Origin of the sequence: Pseudomonas sp. UBA5568 (assembly GCF_002425525.1) — a bacterium.
In the GTDB taxonomy this organism is placed as follows: domain Bacteria; phylum Pseudomonadota; class Gammaproteobacteria; order Pseudomonadales; family Pseudomonadaceae; genus Aquipseudomonas; species Aquipseudomonas fulva.
Genome location: NZ_DIMK01000022.1, coordinates 87,639 through 105,279, shown reverse-complemented (window position 1 = coordinate 105,279; position 17,641 = coordinate 87,639). Strand labels below are relative to the sequence as shown.

The following is a 17,641-nucleotide window of genomic DNA, read 5'->3' as shown; positions in this document are numbered from 1 at the left end:
GCCGTGCCAGAAGCGGGCTTTTCCTGCTACAGCGCGTAAACTTGAGTATCCATCAAGCCTTTGCCTGCTAAACGCACACAACCCTAACGGTTGGGCATTAATGCAGCGTTACGCAGGGTGCCATTGAATGGTCATTTGGGTACGATGCTCTTCTGAAACCGGTGGACATTTCCATTCATATAACTACCAGATTGAGTTCTTTTAAGAGTGGGTGGAATACCCCGCGTAGAGTCGAAATTGGCGATATCAAATCTTCCCCTTACCTCTCCTTCGAAGCACAACGTACGGGTGCGGTCTTGGTTAAAAAAACACCATTTATAATTGGTGGTGATCACGTCTTGACTAAAGACCCGTGCAGATCGCGCCAAGCCTCCGCCCTTTACACAACCTGGCAGATCAGCAATGAGATGATTGGCCAAATACGTGCTGAACCCACAAATCGGTTTTTTGAAGTCAGCTGCTGCGAACAGGAGTACCCCGTGACTCCCGTACAGCGCATCAACAACTTGGCCTGCCAGCGCTCCCCCCTTGAACGTACGGACAAATCCTTGAGGTACATTGGTACTATCTATATCGACCACAACGAACTCTCGGGGAGATGACGCCCCTCCGCGATAACAGACATGCCGATCACCGGGTCCATTGTAGAAACATAATTTCTCTCCCCCCTCATACCCCCGTACCTTGAAAGAGCGTACCGCCTGGCCTGAGCATTGGCTCGCAACGTTGACTGGGCTAGTGAGTCGAATACTCACTGGGCACGAACTGCCCTGGAGATTGGTTCCACTGTAGAGGGTGAGCTCGACACCCCGGAAGGGATCATAGGTATTCTCAACACGCTCTCGGTTTTCATTAATTGTGCGTGCCACATCGTGGTGTGCCATCGTTCCTATAGGCACGCCCTGATAAGAAAGCCTAGGGTTAGAAAAATAAGGTATGGACCCCCAGGTGGTTACCATACGTGTGTGGAATGTCGGATTGTCACGTTTATAACCGTGATGGTAACCCCCCGATGACCCGTTCCACCCGTGGCCAGCTCCCAGCACGTGCCCCATCTCGTGAGCGAAGGCGTCAACTGCACCGACGATGAGATACCCGCCGGTAGCGGCTTCACCACCTGTACCCGGATAGGAGGTGTAAAGGGTGACCACATCGGCAGAGAAATAGTCGCGCCAGCGGCTCACCTGATTATTCAGGTCGCGCCCCGGTGTTCTGAAATCTTTGAATTGCTCAACCCCGGTCTTGTCGCCCTCTGCGTAGTCTAGCTCTATGAACCCCGCGATGCTGACGGTGACCGGGACCTGTGAGTTAATCATCACCTGGTTGGCATCCTGGACTACCCTGGCTATGGTCGCGCGATAACTCGGATTCTTGGCACGTTGTTCATTGGTTGCGAAAAACAGCACGCGGATCGTGCTGGAGGCAGCGCGCGGGGCCTTGCCAGCGACAGCATATTGCTGGAGGTGCTCCAGATCAGTTGCCTGTTCAAAGGGCCGCTTGGCCTCGTCGACTTTGACCACTACATGCTGCCCGGCCCCAACATAGTGCAAATCATAAGACACGCCCTCAATGTGAATAGCGCCCGCCAGCTGCTCGCCGTCTCGCACTATCGAGATCCAGGTCAATGGGTTGAAATCAATGTCCGTGTCCGCGTTCTTCTCTAACTCAGCCACTGAGTCCCCCACCCAACCCACCATGCCCGGGGCGGGCGGATCGCTGCGCCGCAACCGAAATGTAATGGCCTTGCCTTGCGCCAACCGTACACTTAACGTTTTGGTGGCTTCGTTGATCAATGAAGCATCCACATCCACCCACTGCACCTCCTCTGTGGCGGGATCTTTCAGCACGTCATTCAATAAGCGATACGTCCGCTTGCTCTGTTTGAGGGCCTGCATGTTTTTTGACTTAGCCATGTCAAAAAGCGGCTGAGCGGAAGAGGCGTCCACCTGTCGATCTGGTGCAGGCAGCCCTGAACACGCCGTTAAAAACAACACCATCGAAATAAACCAGGCTCTGCATTTCATCGCTCACGCTCCAAAGGCACTTGAAGCCTAATTACTGCCTGGTTTCTAGTCTCGGTAAACTGGCAAATTTATCAGGCCTGAAGATACGCCTGAACGAACGTCTAGGCCTAGGGTGCGGTTAGTTTTGTATCAGCACGCCTGCGCTGTGCGAGGCAAGAAACAAAAAAACCCCGGAAAGCCGTGAGCGTCCGGGGCCAAGAGCGAGCAACATCCACTGTGCACGAGTGAGGGTGACCAAACCCTCCGCTTCGGTAGATGACTAGAGTGTGCGCAGTTCCTGGGCAGCGGATTTAGCCGGAAACGACCTGTTCATAGCCAAAGCAGCCACCCCGCCCTTTCGAGGTTGCGAGCATGACGGCGGCGTCACAGAATCGGTCGTGATCACTGCAGCACTCTCTATGCGATAAAAGGGACAACAGCCATGATGCATGCCGATTTGATTGATCAAGACGACCTGGCGGGCCACCTGCGAGCACGCGGGTTCGAGATTCCGGCCGGTGCCAGTGCCGAGCAGGCATGTGAGGCCGTGGTACGCGGGCTCACCGAACCAAACGCGCGGGCGCTCAAGGGGATGGTCGAGCAGATGTACGCGGGCAGCGCCACCTTGTTACCGGCCGTGCGGCAGGCGATTGATAAACAGCTGCTGCCAGCCTTGGCGCAATTCAATAACCGCACCTGAGCAAACGCTGCGATGCAGGCGTGATCGTCGGCAAGCCGGCCCCTACAGGGGCCGCGCCATGCCGGCGAGTGGGTTGAGACGCCGCCCCGGACCCTTAGAGCCTCACACTGGCAAACGTCGACTCATTACGCGCCTGACTCAATGCCGCCATGGGACCGCTGTGGGGCGACAGGGTGATGGCTTGTGGAATCGGCATCATCGCCACCTGCTGGGTCGTATTGGAGCCAACACGCTCATCGCGCGGTGGAATGCCGAAGTACTCGCGGTAACACTTGGAGAAGTGTGGCGTGGACACGAAGCCGCAGACCGACGCCACCTCGATGATCGACATCGGCGTCTGCTTGAGCAGCTGACGTGCGCGTATCAGACGCAGCTTGAGGTAGTAGCGCGAAGGCGAACAGTGCAGGTACTTCTGGAAAAGACGCTCAAGCTGCCGACGCGACACCGATACGTAGACGGCGAGCTCGTCCAGGTCGATCGGCTCCTCGAGGTTGGCTTCCATCAGCGCGACGATTTCCTGCAGTTTCGGCTGGTTGGTGCCCAGCATGTGCTTGAGCGGTACGCGCTGGTGATCCTGCTCGTTACGGATGCGCTCGTAGACGAACATCTCGGAAATGGCCGCCGACAACTCCCGACCATGATCGCGGCTGATCAAGTGCAACATCATGTCCAACGGCGCAGTGCCGCCAGAGCTGGTGAAGCGGTTGCGGTCGAGGGTGAACAGGCGGGTGCTCATGTTGACCCGTGGGTAGGCCTCCTGCATGGCCGCCAGGCACTCCCAGTGCACGCTGCAATCGAAGCCGTCGAGCAGGCCGGCACAGGCCAGTGCCCAGCTGCCGGTGCACACCGCTCCAAGGCGGCGCGATTGGCGAGCCTGGGCTTGCAGCCAGGTCACGTGCTCACGTGTCACGGTACGCTGGATACCCACACCGCCACAGACGATGACCGTGTCCATGGGGGGCGCGCTGTGCATGGCGGCATCGGGGGTGATCTGCAGGCCGTCACTGGCCCAGACCTGGCCGCCATCGACGGTCAGGGTATGCCAGCGGTACAGCTCACGGCCGGACAGCTGGTTGGCCATGCGCAGGGGCTCGACCGCCGACGCCAGGGAAATGAGCGTGAAATTGTCCAGGAGAAGAAACCCGATGGACTGGGGGGTTGTGCGGTTCTGGGTTGGATTCCCGGAGGTGTACGACGTCATCGCGATTTCTCCTCACACAAATGCAGGGTGTGCCTCAGGCGGGCACTGATTTCTTGTTATTGCCCCGGGGTCGTCCACGGGGCTTGGTTGTCTATCACTACGCAAACGCCGTGCCTGAAATTGAACGGCTATCCGAAAAAACCTGAAAACGACCTACTCAGTCATCAAAATCAGGACTTTCCTACAAGTCTGTTACAGCGCTCAAACAGGCGTTCTAGGCGGTATGCGTGTAACCCCTGAGCACTTTGGTGACACGTGGTCCCCAAGTTGCCCAGAAACGACACTCTTGAGTGTCACCGACAATGCCTGCACCGATCACGACATCCGACTGACGGTAGGCATCGTCTTGCACGTTTTAAGGTCACGAGGTGGTGCTTTGCACCGTTATGATGAGCGCAGTGCCAACGCCGATTACGCGCCGATGACACTGCAGATCGAAGAAGTGCCTCAGCACTCGATGGCGCTGACGGCAAGGCCGCCGCGCGAGGTTTCCTTGTACTTGTCGTGCATGTCGGCACCTGTATCACGCATGGTGCGGATCACCTGGTCGAGGGAGATGAAATGCTCGCCATCACCGCGCAACGCCATCTGCACGGCGTTGATGGCCTTCACCGCAGCAATCGCATTGCGCTCGATGCAGGGCACCTGCACCAAACCACCTACCGGGTCGCAGGTCAGGCCCAAATTGTGTTCCAAGGCAATTTCGGCTGCGTTTTCAACCTGGGGCGGGGTAGCACCCAGTACTTGGGCAAGCCCTGCCGCGGCCATGGCACATGCCGAGCCTACCTCACCCTGACAGCCCACTTCGGCACCTGAGATCGAGGCGTTCTTCTTGCACAGGATGCCCACGGCGGCGGCTGCGAGGAAGAAATCGACCACGCTGGACTCGTCCACCTCGTCGCTGAACCGCATGTAGTAGTGCAGCACCGCCGGAATGATGCCGGCCGCGCCGTTGGTAGGCGCGGTGACCATGCGCCCGCCTGCGGCGTTCTCTTCGTTCACGGCCAAGGCGAACAAGTTGACCCACTCCATGGCGCTCATGGTCGAGCCGATCACGTTGGGCTTGCCGATCTCCTGCAGGCTGCGGTGCAGCTTGGCAGCACGGCGGCGCACGTTCAGCCCGCCCGGAAGCGTGCCTTCGTACTTGAGCCCATTGTTGACGCACTCCTGCATGGCATCCCAAAGCGTGTGCAGGCCGGCGCGAATCTCCGCCTCGCTGCGCCAGACCCGTTCATTGGCCATCATCAATTGCGACACGCTCAGGTCGTTTTGCTTGCACAGGCGCAACAGTTCAGCCGCGCTGTTGAAATCGTAAGGCAGCACGGTCTGGTCGGCGTCCAGCACGCCACTGGCGGCCTGGGCGGCATCGACCACGAAGCCACCGCCGACCGAGTAGTAGGTATCGCGGTGAATTTCGCCCTGCTCGCCTTCTGCCACAAGGGTCATGGCGTTCGGGTGGTATGGCAGGTTCTCCTCGAGCAGCAGCATGTCACGGGCCCAGATGAAGTCGATGGGCAGGCGGTTATCGAGCTTGAGCACCTGGGTTTCACGCAGGTCGGCAATACGCGGGACGATCTGGGTAGGGTCGATGGCGTCTGGCCATTCGCCCATCAGCCCCATGATGGTGGCGTTGTCGGTCCCATGGCCGATGCCGGTAGCCGACAGCGAACCATACAGGCGCACCTCGATCCGCTTTACCTGTTCCAGCTCGCCGCGCTCGCGCAGCCCTTGGACAAACAGGGCACCGGCACGCATGGGGCCGACGGTGTGCGAGCTGGAAGGCCCGACACCGATCTTGAACAGGTCGAACACGCTGATGGCCATTGTCGAATCACCTCTTGCTGGGCTTGTCTGTGCGCGCAATGCGCAGGGCGGGGCAGCTGCTAGGCTGAACTGCAGGCCGCCTTCAATGCACGCATCATCGGGCTTTTGCCACCCTGCTCGCCGTCTGCAACCGACGTAGTCTTGTCCAGCCGCGCCGCCTGTTTTGCAGGCCCAGCGCGCCGCTTTCCGGCGCCTTGGTGACGCAAAAAAGCGGCAGGATGGGTAGAAGAACCCATAAGCGACATTGCCCATACTGGATGCGACCCGTTGCGTACTGGATACGACTCCACCAGTAGGCGATTGCTCGGCGCTGGAGGATTATCGAAAGCGACTCGTAAAGCACGGCCACGCAACCTGCCCTCTGCAGGCCTGATCGATCGGACCCTCAGAACGTCCGACGAACCACGCGAACCCGAAGACAAAATCACAGGAGTCCACCCATGAAAGGTTCACCCTCGTTATTGCTGGTCGCGTTGCTGTCCGCATCGGTACTGGCCCAGGCTGCAGAACCCGAGCAGTGCCAGACGGTGCGGTTTTCGGATGTCGGCTGGACCGACATCACGGTAACCACGGCCACCACCAGCGCTGTGCTCGACGCCTTGGGCTACAAGACGCACACCACCATGATCTCGGTGCCGGTGACCTACAAGTCGCTGGCGGCCGGCAAGGACCTGGACGTGTTTCTCGGCAACTGGATGCCGACCATGGAGAACGACATCAAGCAGTACCGCGACGCCGGTACGGTCGAAACCCTGCGCGCCAACCTGGAAAACGCCAAATACACGCTGGCAGTACCGCAAGCCCTGTACGACAAGGGCTTGAAGGATTTCAGCGACATTCCCAAGTTCAAGGATGAGCTAGGCGGCAAGATCTACGGGATCGAGCCGGGCAATGATGGCAACCGCACCATCCAGAGCATGATCGACAAGAACGCCTTCGGCCTGAAGGACGCCGGCTTCAAGATCGTCCAGTCCAGCGAGGCCGGCATGCTGTCCCAGGTGGATCGCTCGCAGAAACGTGGCGAAGCCATCGTGTTCCTGGGGTGGGAGCCGCACCCGATGAACACTCGGTTCAAGATGCAGTACCTGACCGGTGGGGACGAGTTCTTCGGCCCCGATTTCGGCAAGGCGACGGTGTACACCAATACCCGCAAGGGGTATGCGCAGGAATGCAGCAACGTCGGCCAACTGTTGAAGAACCTGTCGTTCGAGCTCAAGGACGAAAGCACCATGATGGGCTATGTCCTGGACGACAAGATGAAGCCCGACGCCGCCGCGCGCAAATGGCTCAAGGACAATCCTGGCAAGCTGGACACCTGGCTGGCAGGCGTGACCACCGTGGATGGCAAACCTGGTCTCGAGGCGGCCAAGGCCAAGCTGACGCAATAACCGAACTACGCAGTAGCGCTACCTCGGGGCAGGACCGTGCCCGCCCCGGGTTGATTTCAATCTACGCAGGTGGAAGCTCGCTATCATGCTTATCGATCAGAAAATACCCCTGGGCCAGTACATGTCCTCGTTCGTCGAGTGGCTGACCCAGCACGGCGCGAATTATTTCGACGCCATCGCCCAAGGCCTGGAGTTCATGATCCATGGGGTCACCAGTACCCTGACCTGGTTCAACCCGCTCGTGCTCATCGCGCTATTCGCTGCCCTGGCGCACCTGATCCAGCGCAAGTGGGCATTGACCGCCTTCGTCGCAGTGTCCTTTCTGCTGATCCTCAACCTGGGCTACTGGCAGGAAACCATGGAAACCCTGGCCCAGGTCAGTTTCGCCACCGTGGTCTGCGTGGCCATCGGCGTGCCGCTGGGTATCGTCGCCGCACACAAGCCGATGTTCTACACCGCCATGCGGCCGGTGCTCGACCTGATGCAGACGGTCCCCACCTTCGTCTACCTGATCCCTACCCTTACCCTGTTCGGCCTGGGCGTGGTGCCTGGGTTGATCTCGACGGTGGTATTCGCCATCGCCGCCCCCATCCGCCTGACCTACCTGGGTATCTGCGATGTGCCCCAGGAACTGATGGACGCCGGCAAGGCTTTTGGCTGCTCGCGCCGTCAACTGCTCACCCGTATCGAACTGCCCCATGCGATGCCGAGCATCGCCGCAGGCGTCACCCAATGCATCATGCTGTCGCTGTCGATGGTGGTGATCGCCGCCCTGGTGGGCGCCGACGGCCTGGGCAAACCCGTGGTCAACGCACTGAACACCGCCGATATTTCCTTGGGCTTCGAAGCGGGCCTGGCAATCGTGCTGCTGGCGATCATGCTCGACCGTATCTGCAAGCAACCGGAGCTGCCGGCCAGGAGTGAAGCATGAGTATCATTCGATTCGAAGACGTCGACGTCATCTTCTCCAACAAGCCACGCGAAGCGCTGTCGCTGCTGGACCAGGGCAAGACCCGCGAAGAGATTCTCAAGCAGACCGGGCTTGTGGTTGGCGTCGAGAAAGCCAACCTGGACATCCAGAAAGGCGAGATCTGCGTGCTCATGGGCCTTTCCGGTTCGGGCAAGTCCAGCCTGCTGCGCTGTATCAACGGGCTGAACACCGTGAGCCGCGGCAAGCTGTTCGTGGAGCACGAAGGCAAGCACATCGATATCGCCCACTGCACCCCGGCTGAACTGAAGATGATGCGCACCAAGCGTATCGCCATGGTGTTCCAGAAGTTCGCCCTGATGCCTTGGCTCACGGTGCGCGAGAACATCAGCTTCGGCCTCGAAATGCAGGGCCGCCCCGAGAAGGAGCGTCGCAAGCTGGTCGACGAAAAGCTCGAACTGGTAGGCCTGGCACAGTGGCGCAACAAGAAGCCCGATGAATTGTCCGGCGGCATGCAACAGCGCGTCGGCCTGGCACGCGCGCTGGCCATGGATGCCGACATCCTGCTGATGGACGAACCGTTCTCGGCCCTGGACCCCTTGATTCGCCAAGGCCTTCAGGACGAATTGCTGACCCTGCAGAGCCAGCTGAACAAGACCATCGTCTTCGTCAGCCACGACCTGGACGAGGCGCTCAAGCTGGGCAGCCGGATCGCGATCATGAAGGACGGCCGGATCATCCAGTACAGCAAGCCCGAGGAAATCGTGCTCAACCCGGCCGATGAATACGTGCGCACCTTCGTGGCCCATACCAATCCGCTGAACGTACTGTGCGGACGCAGCCTGATGCGCTCGCTCGACAACTGCAAGCGCGTCAACGGCTCGGTCTGCCTGGACCCCGGTGGCGATTCGTGGCTGGACTTGGGTGAAGGCAATTCGATCAAGCGTGCACGGCAAGGCCAGAACGGGCTGGAGATGCAGAACTGGGCGCCAGGGCAGTCAGTGGAAGGCCTGAGCCGCAGGCCAACCCTGGTGCATGCCGATATCGGCATGCGTGAGGCACTGCAGATTCGCTACCAGACCGGCAACAAGCTGGTGCTGCAGGAAAACGACAAAGTCGTGGGGATTCTGGGAGACACCGAGCTTTATCACGCCTTGCTGGGCAAGAACCACGGTTGATTGCACGAGGGCCGCATTCGCGGCCCTCTTCTTTAAAGGCGGCGCGCGCTGCGGGCTGGCTTGCCTACATCTTCAGAAACGCTTTACAGGCTGCCAATTCATCAGGTTAGAATCGGTTGGCACGCGACCTGCTAGCAAACACCGAATCCGCGCTATCACGTCTTCCCTCCTCGTTGTCCCGGAGTACCTGCCTTTGGATGCCAGTACCATCAATAGCCTGTTCCTGATCGGCGCATTGCTGGTGGGGGCAAGCATCCTGGTCAGTTCGCTGTCGTCGCGGCTTGGCATCCCGATTCTGGTCATCATCCTGGCCGTCGGCATGATCGCTGGCGTGGACGGGGGTGGCATCATTTTCAACAACTACCCAACCGCCTACCTGGTGGGCAACCTCGCGCTTGCCGTGATCCTGCTCGACGGTGGTTTGCGCACGCGGGTGGCAAGCTTCCGGGTCGCCTTGTGGCCGGCGCTTTCGCTGGCAACGGTCGGGGTCATGATCACCACGGCGCTGACCGGCATGGTGGCGGCCTGGTTGTTCGACCTGAGCCTGATCCAGGGCCTGCTGATTGGCGCCATCGTGGGCTCCACCGATGCCGCAGCGGTCTTCTCACTGCTGGGCGGTAAAGGCCTGAACGAACGGGTCACCGCCACACTGGAAATCGAATCGGGTAGCAACGACCCGATGGCGGTGTTCCTCACCGTGACCCTCATCGACATGATCGCCAGTGGCCAGACCGGGCTGCACTGGAGCCTGCTGGGCCACCTGTTGCGCGAGTTCGGCATCGGCGGGTTGCTGGGGCTGGGCGGCGGCTGGGTGATGCTGCAGTTGGTCAACCGCATCAACTTGGCAGGCGGCCTTTACCCGATTCTGGTCGTGGCCGGTGGGCTGGTGGTCTTCTCGCTGACCAACGCTTTGCACGGCAGTGGTTTCCTTGCGGTCTACCTGTGCGGGCTGGTGCTGGGCAACAAGCCGATCCGCAGCCGGCACGGCATTCTGCACATGCTCGACGGCATGGCGTGGCTGGCCCAGATCGGGATGTTCCTGGTGCTGGGCCTGTTGGTGACGCCTCACGACCTGCTGCCTATCGCCCTGCCGGCACTGGGCCTTGCCCTGTGGATGATTCTGATCGCACGCCCGTTGTCGGTCGTTGCCGCACTGCTCCCCTTCAAGGCGTTCCACGACCGCGAGAAAGCCTTCATTTCCTGGGTAGGCCTGCGCGGCGCCGTGCCCATCATCCTGGCGGTATTCCCGCTGATGGCCGGCCTGCCGGACGCCCAGCTGTTCTTCAACCTGGCGTTCTTCATCGTCCTGGTTTCGCTGCTGGTGCAGGGCACCAGCCTGCCCTGGATGGCCAAACTGCTCAAGGTGACGGTGCCGCCAGACCCGGCGCCCATCTCTCGCTCGGCACTGGAAGTGCACATCACCAGCGAATGGGAGATGTTCGTCTACCGCCTGGGCGCCGAAAAGTGGTGCATTGGAGCGGCGCTCAGGGAGCTGAAGATGCCAGAGGGTACGCGCATCGCCGCACTGTTCCGTGGCGAACAGCTGCTGCACCCTTCGGGCAGTACCGTGCTGGAAGTGGACGACATGCTGTGCGTGATTGGGCATGAGCACAACCTGCCTGCACTGGGCAAACTCTTCAGCCAGGCGCCCCAACGCGGCCTGGACCTGCGCTTCTTCGGCGACTTCGTGCTCGAAGGCGATGCCGAGCTCGGCGCCGTGGCGTCGCTCTACGGCCTCAACGTCGACAGCCAGGATGCCCACATGCCGCTGGCGCAGTTCATCCGACAGAAGGTCGGAGGCGCGCCAGTGGTAGGCGACCAGGTCGAATGGCATGGCACGATCTGGACCGTGGCGACCATGGACGGGAACAAGATTCAGAAAGTGGGCGTCAGATTCCCGGAAGGATCGCGACCAGGACCAGGATTGTTCCTCTAAACTTCGTTTCTGCCTGATCCACAAGTAGTCTGCCTATGTCCTTTCGCCTGCACCTTCGCACAGCCCTGCTCGGGCTGTGCCTTTGCCTTCCCCTGGCGGTCGCCGCCGCTGAAGCCCCCACCACCGCCAGCGTCCAGGAAAGCCTGGACAAGATCGCCGAGCGCAAGCTGCCCGAAGCCGATCAGAAGGCCCTGCAGCAAGTGCTCGAGCAAACCCTCAGCCTGCTGGCCAGCAAGGAAGACAACGAACGCAAGCTGACCGCCCTCAAGCAGCAGCTGGCCAGCGCGCCCAAGGAAACCAGCGACAGCCAGAAAGAGCTGGCAAGGCTCAAGCAGAGCTCGGTGCAGTCGGTGGCCCAGCGCTACGCCAGCCTTGGCGTGCCGCAGCTCGAGCAGATGCTCAGTGAACGCACCACCCAGCAAGGCGAGCTGCAAAAGGCGCTGTCCGAAGCCAACAGCCTGATCATCAATTCGCAGACCCGTCCCGAACGGGCTCAGTCCGAGATCAGCAGCAGCCAGGCGCGGGCCCAGCAGATCAACAGCATCCTCAAAAGCGGCAAGGATGCGGGCAAGCCCATCAGCGCCGACCTGCGCAACCAGCTCAACGCCGAACTGGCCTCGCTCAACGCCCTCACCCAATTACGCCGCCAGGAGCTGGCCGGCAACAGCGTGCTGCAGGACCTGGGCAATGCCCGCCATGACCTGCTGATCGAGCGCACGGCACGCCTGGAGCAGGAAATCCAGGACCTGCAGACCCTGATCAACGACAAACGCCTGGCCCAGTCCCAGGAAACCGTCACGCAGCAGTCGATCGAAGCCCAGAAAGCCGGCGGCAGCAGCCTGCTGGCCACCGAAAGCGCGGCCAACCTCAAGCTGTCCGACTACCTGCTCAGAAGCACCGACCGGCTCAACGAACTGACCCAGCAGAACCTGCGGACCAAGCAGCAGCTCGACACCCTGACCCAGGCCGATCAGGCGCTGGACGAGCAGATCAGCGTACTCAAGGGCAGCCTGCTGCTGTCCAAGATCCTGTACAAACAGAAACAGACTCTGCCGCACCTCAAGCTCGACCGTGACCTGGCTGACCAGATCGCCGACACGCGCCTGTATCAGTTCGAAGTCAATCAGCAGCGCGAGCAGATGAGCAGCCCGGTCAGCTACGTGGACAAACTGCTGGCTGCACAGCCCCCCGAAACCGTCACCCCCCAATTGCGCAAGGCATTGCTGGAAGTGGCCATCACCCGCAGCGACTTGCTCGAACGCCTGAACCGGGAGCTGTCGGCGCTGCTCAACGAATCCATTACCCTGCAACTGAACCAGAAGCAGCTGCTGGGCACTGCCCAAAGCCTGCGCACCACGCTGGACGAGCAGATGTTCTGGATACCCAGCAACAAGCCGTTGGACTGGGACTGGCTGGCCTATGTGCCGCAACGCCTGGCCGACCAGGTGGCGGACCTGCCGTGGAGCTCGGGCCTCAAGGAGCTGGCTGACGGGTTGAGCCAGCGCCCATTGCTGTTCCTGCCGCTGTTGCTGGTGATCGGCGCGTTGCTGTGGCGACGCAAGTACCTGTACCAGCGCCTGGGCAAGGTGCACCAGGACATCGGCCATTTCCGTCGCGACAGCCAGTGGCACACCCCGCAGGCGATCTTGATCAACATCCTGCTGGCGATGCCGGTGAGCCTGGGCCTGGCGCTGTGCAGCTACGCCCTGCAGATCGACGCCCGCGGGCAGAACGCCAACCTTGGCGCGGCACTGTGGCAACTGGCCCAGGCCTGGCTGGTGTTCTATACGGCCTACCGCATCCTCTCGCCTGGCGGGGTGGCCGAGATTCACTTCCGCTGGTACAAGCCCCAAGTGGAGTTCTTGCGCGGCTGGGTTCGGCGGCTGGGCACTGTGGTGCTGGCACTGGTGGGGGTGGTGGCGGTGGCCGAGCACCAGCCCTCGGCGCTGGCCGACGACGTGCTGGGGATTGGCGTTGTGCTGACCTGCTACGCACTGATGGCCTGGTTGCTCAGCCGCCTGTTGCTGAGCAGCCCTGCCCACCGCGACACCTCGCTGTTTCGCAAAGCAGTGGGCGTGGCCTTCACGGCCTTGCCCATCGCCCTGTTCATCGCCGTGTGCTTCGGCTACTACTACACGGCGCTGAAACTCACCGACCGCCTGATCTACACCCTCTACCTGCTGCTGTTCTGGCTGGTGATCGAGGCGGCATTCGTACGCGGGCTTTCCGTGGCCGCCCGACGCCTGGCCTACCAGCGCGCGCTCAGCAAGCGGGCTGCAGCCAAGGAAGGGCTCGATGGCGAAGTCGTCGTCGAAGAACCGACGCTGGACATCGAACAGGTCAATCAGCAGTCCCTGCGCCTTATCCGCCTGGCCCTGCTCGGTGGCTTCATCGCCGGCCTGTACTGGGTGTGGTCGGACCTGCTCTCGGTATTCGCCTACCTCAACAACTTCGTGTTGTACGAATACACCAGCGGTACGGGCGCTGCGGCGAGCATGGTCCCCATCAGCCTCGGTGACCTGCTCGGCGCACTGGTGATCGTGGGCATTACCTTCGCCCTGGCCGGCAACTTGCCCGGCCTGCTGGAGGTGCTGGTACTGTCGCGGCTTAATCTGGCCCAAGGCAGTGCTTACGCCACCACCACGCTGCTGTCCTACACCATCGTCGGCGTCGGCATCGTCAGTACCCTCTCCACCCTGGGGGTCAGCTGGGACAAGCTGCAGTGGCTGGTCGCCGCGCTGTCGGTAGGCCTGGGTTTCGGCATGCAGGAAATCTTCGCCAACTTCATTTCGGGCATCATGATCCTGTTCGAACGCCCGGTGCGTATCGGCGACACCATCACCATCGGCAACTTGTCGGGCACGGTGAGCAAGATCCGCATCCGCGCCACCACCATCACCGACTTCGACCGCAAGGACATCATCGTCCCCAACAAGACGTTCATCACCGGGCAACTGATCAACTGGTCGCTCACCGATACCGTTACCCGCGTGACCCTGAAACTGGGCATCGACTACGGCTCGGACCTGGACCTGGTACGCGACCTGCTGCTCAAGGGTGCGCATGAGAACCCGCGGGTGCTCAAGGACCCGGAACCTCTGGTGTACTTCCTGCAATTCGGCGAAAGCTCACTGGACCACGAACTGCGCATGCACGTCCGTGACCTGGGTGATCGCAACCCGACGCTGGACGAGATCAATCGCTACATCAACCGGGAGTTCAAGGCGCACGATATCAAGATCTCCGTACGCCAGGTCGAGGTGTTCCTGATGGACCCCAAAGCCGGCAAACAACAGTTGATACCGATGGACTCGCCCAAATCCGATGGCACTCAACCGGTGTGATTGGACTCCATAGGGCAGAGACGCCCGTTCAACCCGCGAGGGCCTGGCCCTCGCTCACGGCCGGTCCGCCCGCACAGGGCCACGCAGCGGCCGCTTGCCACCTCGACTCAGGAGCAGCCCCGTGAAAGCCCTCGACCAGCTCACCTTCGACAACCGCTTCGCCCGCCTGGGGGACGCATTCTCTACCCAGGTACTGCCCGAGCCGATCGCAGACCCTCGCCTGGTGGTCGCCAGTGCATCGGCCATGGCGCTGCTCGACCTCGACCCGGCCCAGGCCGAGCTGCCGTTGTTCGCCGAACTGTTCAGTGGCCACAAGCTCTGGGAAGGCGCCGATCCACGAGCGATGGTGTATTCCGGCCATCAGTTCGGCGGCTACAACCCGCGCCTGGGTGACGGCCGCGGCCTGTTACTGACCGAGGTGGTCAACGATGCCGGTGAACATTGGGACCTGCACCTCAAGGGCGCCGGCCAGACCCCCTACTCGCGCATGGGCGATGGCCGTGCCGTGCTGCGCTCCTCGATTCGTGAGTTTCTGGCGAGCGAAGCCTTGCATGCCCTCGGTATCCCCAGCAGCCGAGCCCTGTGTGTGATCGGCTCCAGCACCCCGGTGTGGCGGGAAACCCAGGAAAGCGCCGCCATGCTCACCCGCCTTGCCCAGAGCCATATCCGCTTTGGCCATTTCGAATACTTCTACTACACCCAGCAGCCCGAGCAGCAGCGCGTGCTGATCGACCATGTACTCGATGAGCATTACCCGCAATGCAAAGACGCCGAGCAGCCTTACCTGGCCATGTTCCAGACCATCGTCGAGCGCAATGCCGAGCTGATCGCACGCTGGCAAGCGTACGGTTTCTGTCACGGCGTGATGAACACCGACAACATGTCGATTCTGGGGATCACCTTCGACTTCGGCCCGTTCGCTTTCCTTGACGACTTCGATGCCAACTTCATCTGCAACCACTCCGACGACCGCGGCCGCTACAGCTATGCCAACCAGGTACCGATCGCCCATTGGAACCTCAGCGCGCTGGCCCAGGCCTTGACCACGGTGGTCGAGGTCGAAGCGCTCAAGCAGGCACTGGCGCTGTTCCTGCCCCTGTACCAGGCCCATTACCTGGACCTGATGCGTCGCCGGCTCGGCCTGACTACCGCCGAGGACGAAGACATGGCCTTGGTCGAGCGTCTGCTGCAACGCATGCAGAGCGGTGGTGTGGACTACAACCTGTTCTTCCGCCGCCTGGGCGATCAACCGCTGGCCGACGCGCTGCAATCGGTAAGTGACGCCTTCATCGACCTGGCGGGTTTCGACGCCTGGGCTGTCGACTATCAAGCGCGCTGCGAACGTGAACCGAACCATGCTGCCGGGCGGCGTGAGCGCATGCACGCCGTGAACCCGCTGTATGTGCTGCGTAACTATCTGGCGCAGAACGCTATCGAAGCGGCCGAGGCAGGCGACTACACTGAGGTCAGGCGTTTGCATGAGGTGCTGAGCCGCCCGTTCGAGGAACAGGCCGGAATGCAGGCCTATGCAGCGCCGCCACCTGCCTGGGGCAAGCACTTGGAAATCAGTTGCTCGTCCTGAAGCCCACAGACGCCAACGGAGATGCAATGACCGATCCGCTAATTGTCCCTTGCCCTCACTGCAACGGCCTGAACCGCTTGCCCGCCGACCGCCTGGGCGATGCGCCCAAGTGTGGCCGCTGCAAGCAGCAAGTGGTGCTCCAGGCGCCGTTCGTGCTGACCGAGAGCAGCTATGCAAGCCAGGTCAAAGGCGACCTGCCCTTGCTGATCGACGTCTGGGCCGATTGGTGTGGCCCCTGCAAGGCCTTCGCGCCAGTCTTCGAACAAGCGGCCCGCCAACTGACTGGCCGCTGCCGCCTGGCCAAGCTCGACAGCGAAGCCAACCGCTCCCTGGCCGGGCAACTGGGCATTCGCTCGATCCCGAGCCTCATACTGATGCGCAACGGCCGCGAGATCGCGCGCCAGGCAGGGGCACTTCCCCTTCAGCCACTGCTGGAGTGGCTGCGCAGCCAGGGGGTTTGACCTCAGGTACCTGCAAGCAGCGACTCATAGGGGATACGTAGCCCCTCGTGCAGACGTCTGATCAAGCTGCACCTACTCATCCCCACCCAGCAAATCATGCAGCGCCACGAATTGCTGGGTCAGTTTGTGACGGGGGTCGAGGTGGATCAGGGGCAGGCTGGCGTGATGCGACTCCCGCATCTTCACTGAACTGCCCAGGTACACCGGCAGCACCGGCAAGCCTTCGGCCAGTAGCGCGTCCAGCATCTGCTGCGGCAGGCTGGCACGGGGCTGGAACTGGTTCACCACGATGCCCTCGACGACCAGGTGTTCGTTGTGGTCTTCCTTGATGTCCTCGATCTCGGCCAGCAACCCGTACAGGGCCTGACGCGAGAAGCTGTCGCAGTCGAACGGGATCAGCACTCGGTCCGCTGCGATGAGCGCCGAGACGGCATAGAAGTTGAGGGCCGGCGGGGTGTCGATGTAAATCCGCTCGTAATCTTCACTCAAGACGTCGAGCAATTTACGCAGCTTGTTGATCTTGTGCTTGGCTTCGAGCTTGGGTTGCAGGTCGGCCAACTCCGAGGTGGCGGTGACCACATGCAGGTTTTCGAACGGTGTCTGGTGGATATCGACCTTATTCTTCTTCACCCCGGGCCCACTGGACAGGCTCTGCTTGAAGAAATCGGCGATGCCCATGGGAATGTCTTCGCCCACCAGCCCGGTGAGGTACTGGGTCGAGTTGGCCTGTGCATCCAGGTCGATCAGCAAGGTTCGGTAGCCTTCATGGGCGCTTACCGCTGCCAGGTTGCAGGCGATGCTGGATTTGCCCACCCCGCCTTTCTGATTGAACACCACGCGTCGCATGATTGACCTCCGGATAGGGACGAGTTGCCGAGTATGTGGCGACGCCGTGCCCATGGCCAGCGCTGCTACAGCGGCTGCGCACCAGACATGGCGCTGTGCCGACTGTCGGAAAAAGGAAACTATTCAATCGGACCACGCCACATCCGCTTGAAGGCGTTGTCTCTTTGGATCCGAATCCATTGCTACATCACCGCCGCACCGGGATAATGCGCGCCACTCGATGAACGCACCACCCCTGACAGGCAGGCGC

At 61.2% G+C, this 17,641-nt stretch carries 12 protein-coding genes; 8 read left to right on the top strand and 4 right to left on the bottom strand.

All coding sequences use genetic code 11. The features are described from left to right. Positions 1 to 131 precede the first annotated feature (131 nt). Positions 132 to 2,024, bottom strand: a complete 1,893-nt coding sequence (locus B2S33_RS07115; RefSeq protein WP_140174952.1) for a reprolysin-like metallopeptidase — start codon at positions 2,022 to 2,024, stop codon at positions 132 to 134. 421 nt (positions 2,025 to 2,445) lie between these two features. Between B2S33_RS07115 and B2S33_RS07110 the strand changes: the two genes are divergently transcribed. Continuing rightward, a complete protein-coding gene (locus B2S33_RS07110) occupies positions 2,446 to 2,703 on the top strand; it encodes a hypothetical protein (RefSeq protein WP_027913547.1) in 258 nt (85 codons plus the stop codon). A gap of 94 nt (positions 2,704 to 2,797) precedes the next feature. Here B2S33_RS07110 and B2S33_RS07105 read toward each other — a convergent pair whose 3' ends face one another. Together B2S33_RS07105 and B2S33_RS07100 are read right to left on the bottom strand one after the other, a co-directional pair. Beyond that, positions 2,798 to 3,904: a GlxA family transcriptional regulator gene (locus B2S33_RS07105; RefSeq protein ID WP_023532694.1), complete on the bottom strand. Its 1,107-nt coding sequence runs from the start codon at positions 3,902 to 3,904 to the stop codon at positions 2,798 to 2,800. A gap of 447 nt (positions 3,905 to 4,351) precedes the next feature. Continuing rightward, entirely contained in the window at positions 4,352 to 5,728 is a 1,377-nt protein-coding gene (locus B2S33_RS07100; protein WP_104926593.1) for an L-serine ammonia-lyase, read from the bottom strand. A gap of 440 nt (positions 5,729 to 6,168) precedes the next feature. Between B2S33_RS07100 and B2S33_RS07095 the strand changes: the two genes are divergently transcribed. The 7 genes from B2S33_RS07095 to trxC all read left to right on the top strand — a co-directional run bounded on the left by B2S33_RS07095 (position 6,169) and on the right by trxC (position 16,545). Further along, positions 6,169 to 7,116 carry a choline ABC transporter substrate-binding protein gene (locus B2S33_RS07095; RefSeq protein ID WP_027913545.1) on the top strand — a complete coding sequence of 316 codons (948 nt, stop codon included), beginning with the start codon at positions 6,169 to 6,171 and terminating at the stop codon, positions 7,114 to 7,116. An 82-nt stretch (positions 7,117 to 7,198) separates the two neighbouring features. Then, a complete protein-coding gene (gene choW / locus B2S33_RS07090) occupies positions 7,199 to 8,047 on the top strand; it encodes a choline ABC transporter permease subunit (protein WP_173645905.1) in 849 nt (282 codons plus the stop codon). Continuing rightward, a complete protein-coding gene (gene choV / locus B2S33_RS07085) occupies positions 8,044 to 9,222 on the top strand; it encodes a choline ABC transporter ATP-binding protein (protein ID WP_027913544.1) in 1,179 nt (392 codons plus the stop codon). The genes choW and choV overlap by 4 nt, the downstream gene beginning before the upstream one ends. Positions 9,223 to 9,415: 193 nt before the next feature. Next, positions 9,416 to 11,158 carry a potassium/proton antiporter gene (locus tag B2S33_RS07080; RefSeq protein ID WP_023532459.1) on the top strand — a complete coding sequence of 581 codons (1,743 nt, stop codon included), beginning with the start codon at positions 9,416 to 9,418 and terminating at the stop codon, positions 11,156 to 11,158. 35 nt (positions 11,159 to 11,193) lie between these two features. Further along, positions 11,194 to 14,502, top strand: a complete 3,309-nt coding sequence (mscK, locus tag B2S33_RS07075; protein WP_104926594.1) for a mechanosensitive channel MscK — start codon at positions 11,194 to 11,196, stop codon at positions 14,500 to 14,502. A gap of 121 nt (positions 14,503 to 14,623) precedes the next feature. After that, positions 14,624 to 16,084, top strand: a complete 1,461-nt coding sequence (gene selO, locus B2S33_RS07070; RefSeq protein ID WP_288650097.1) for a protein adenylyltransferase SelO — start codon at positions 14,624 to 14,626, stop codon at positions 16,082 to 16,084. Between the two features lie 26 nt (positions 16,085 to 16,110). Continuing rightward, the gene (trxC, locus tag B2S33_RS07065; protein ID WP_027913541.1) at positions 16,111 to 16,545 is read left to right on the top strand and encodes a thioredoxin TrxC; all 435 of its coding nucleotides are present in this window, start codon (positions 16,111 to 16,113) and stop codon (positions 16,543 to 16,545) included. A 72-nt stretch (positions 16,546 to 16,617) separates the two neighbouring features. Here trxC and B2S33_RS07060 read toward each other — a convergent pair whose 3' ends face one another. Then, the gene (locus B2S33_RS07060; RefSeq protein WP_027913540.1) at positions 16,618 to 17,391 is read right to left on the bottom strand and encodes a ParA family protein; all 774 of its coding nucleotides are present in this window, start codon (positions 17,389 to 17,391) and stop codon (positions 16,618 to 16,620) included. Positions 17,392 to 17,641 lie beyond the last annotated feature (250 nt).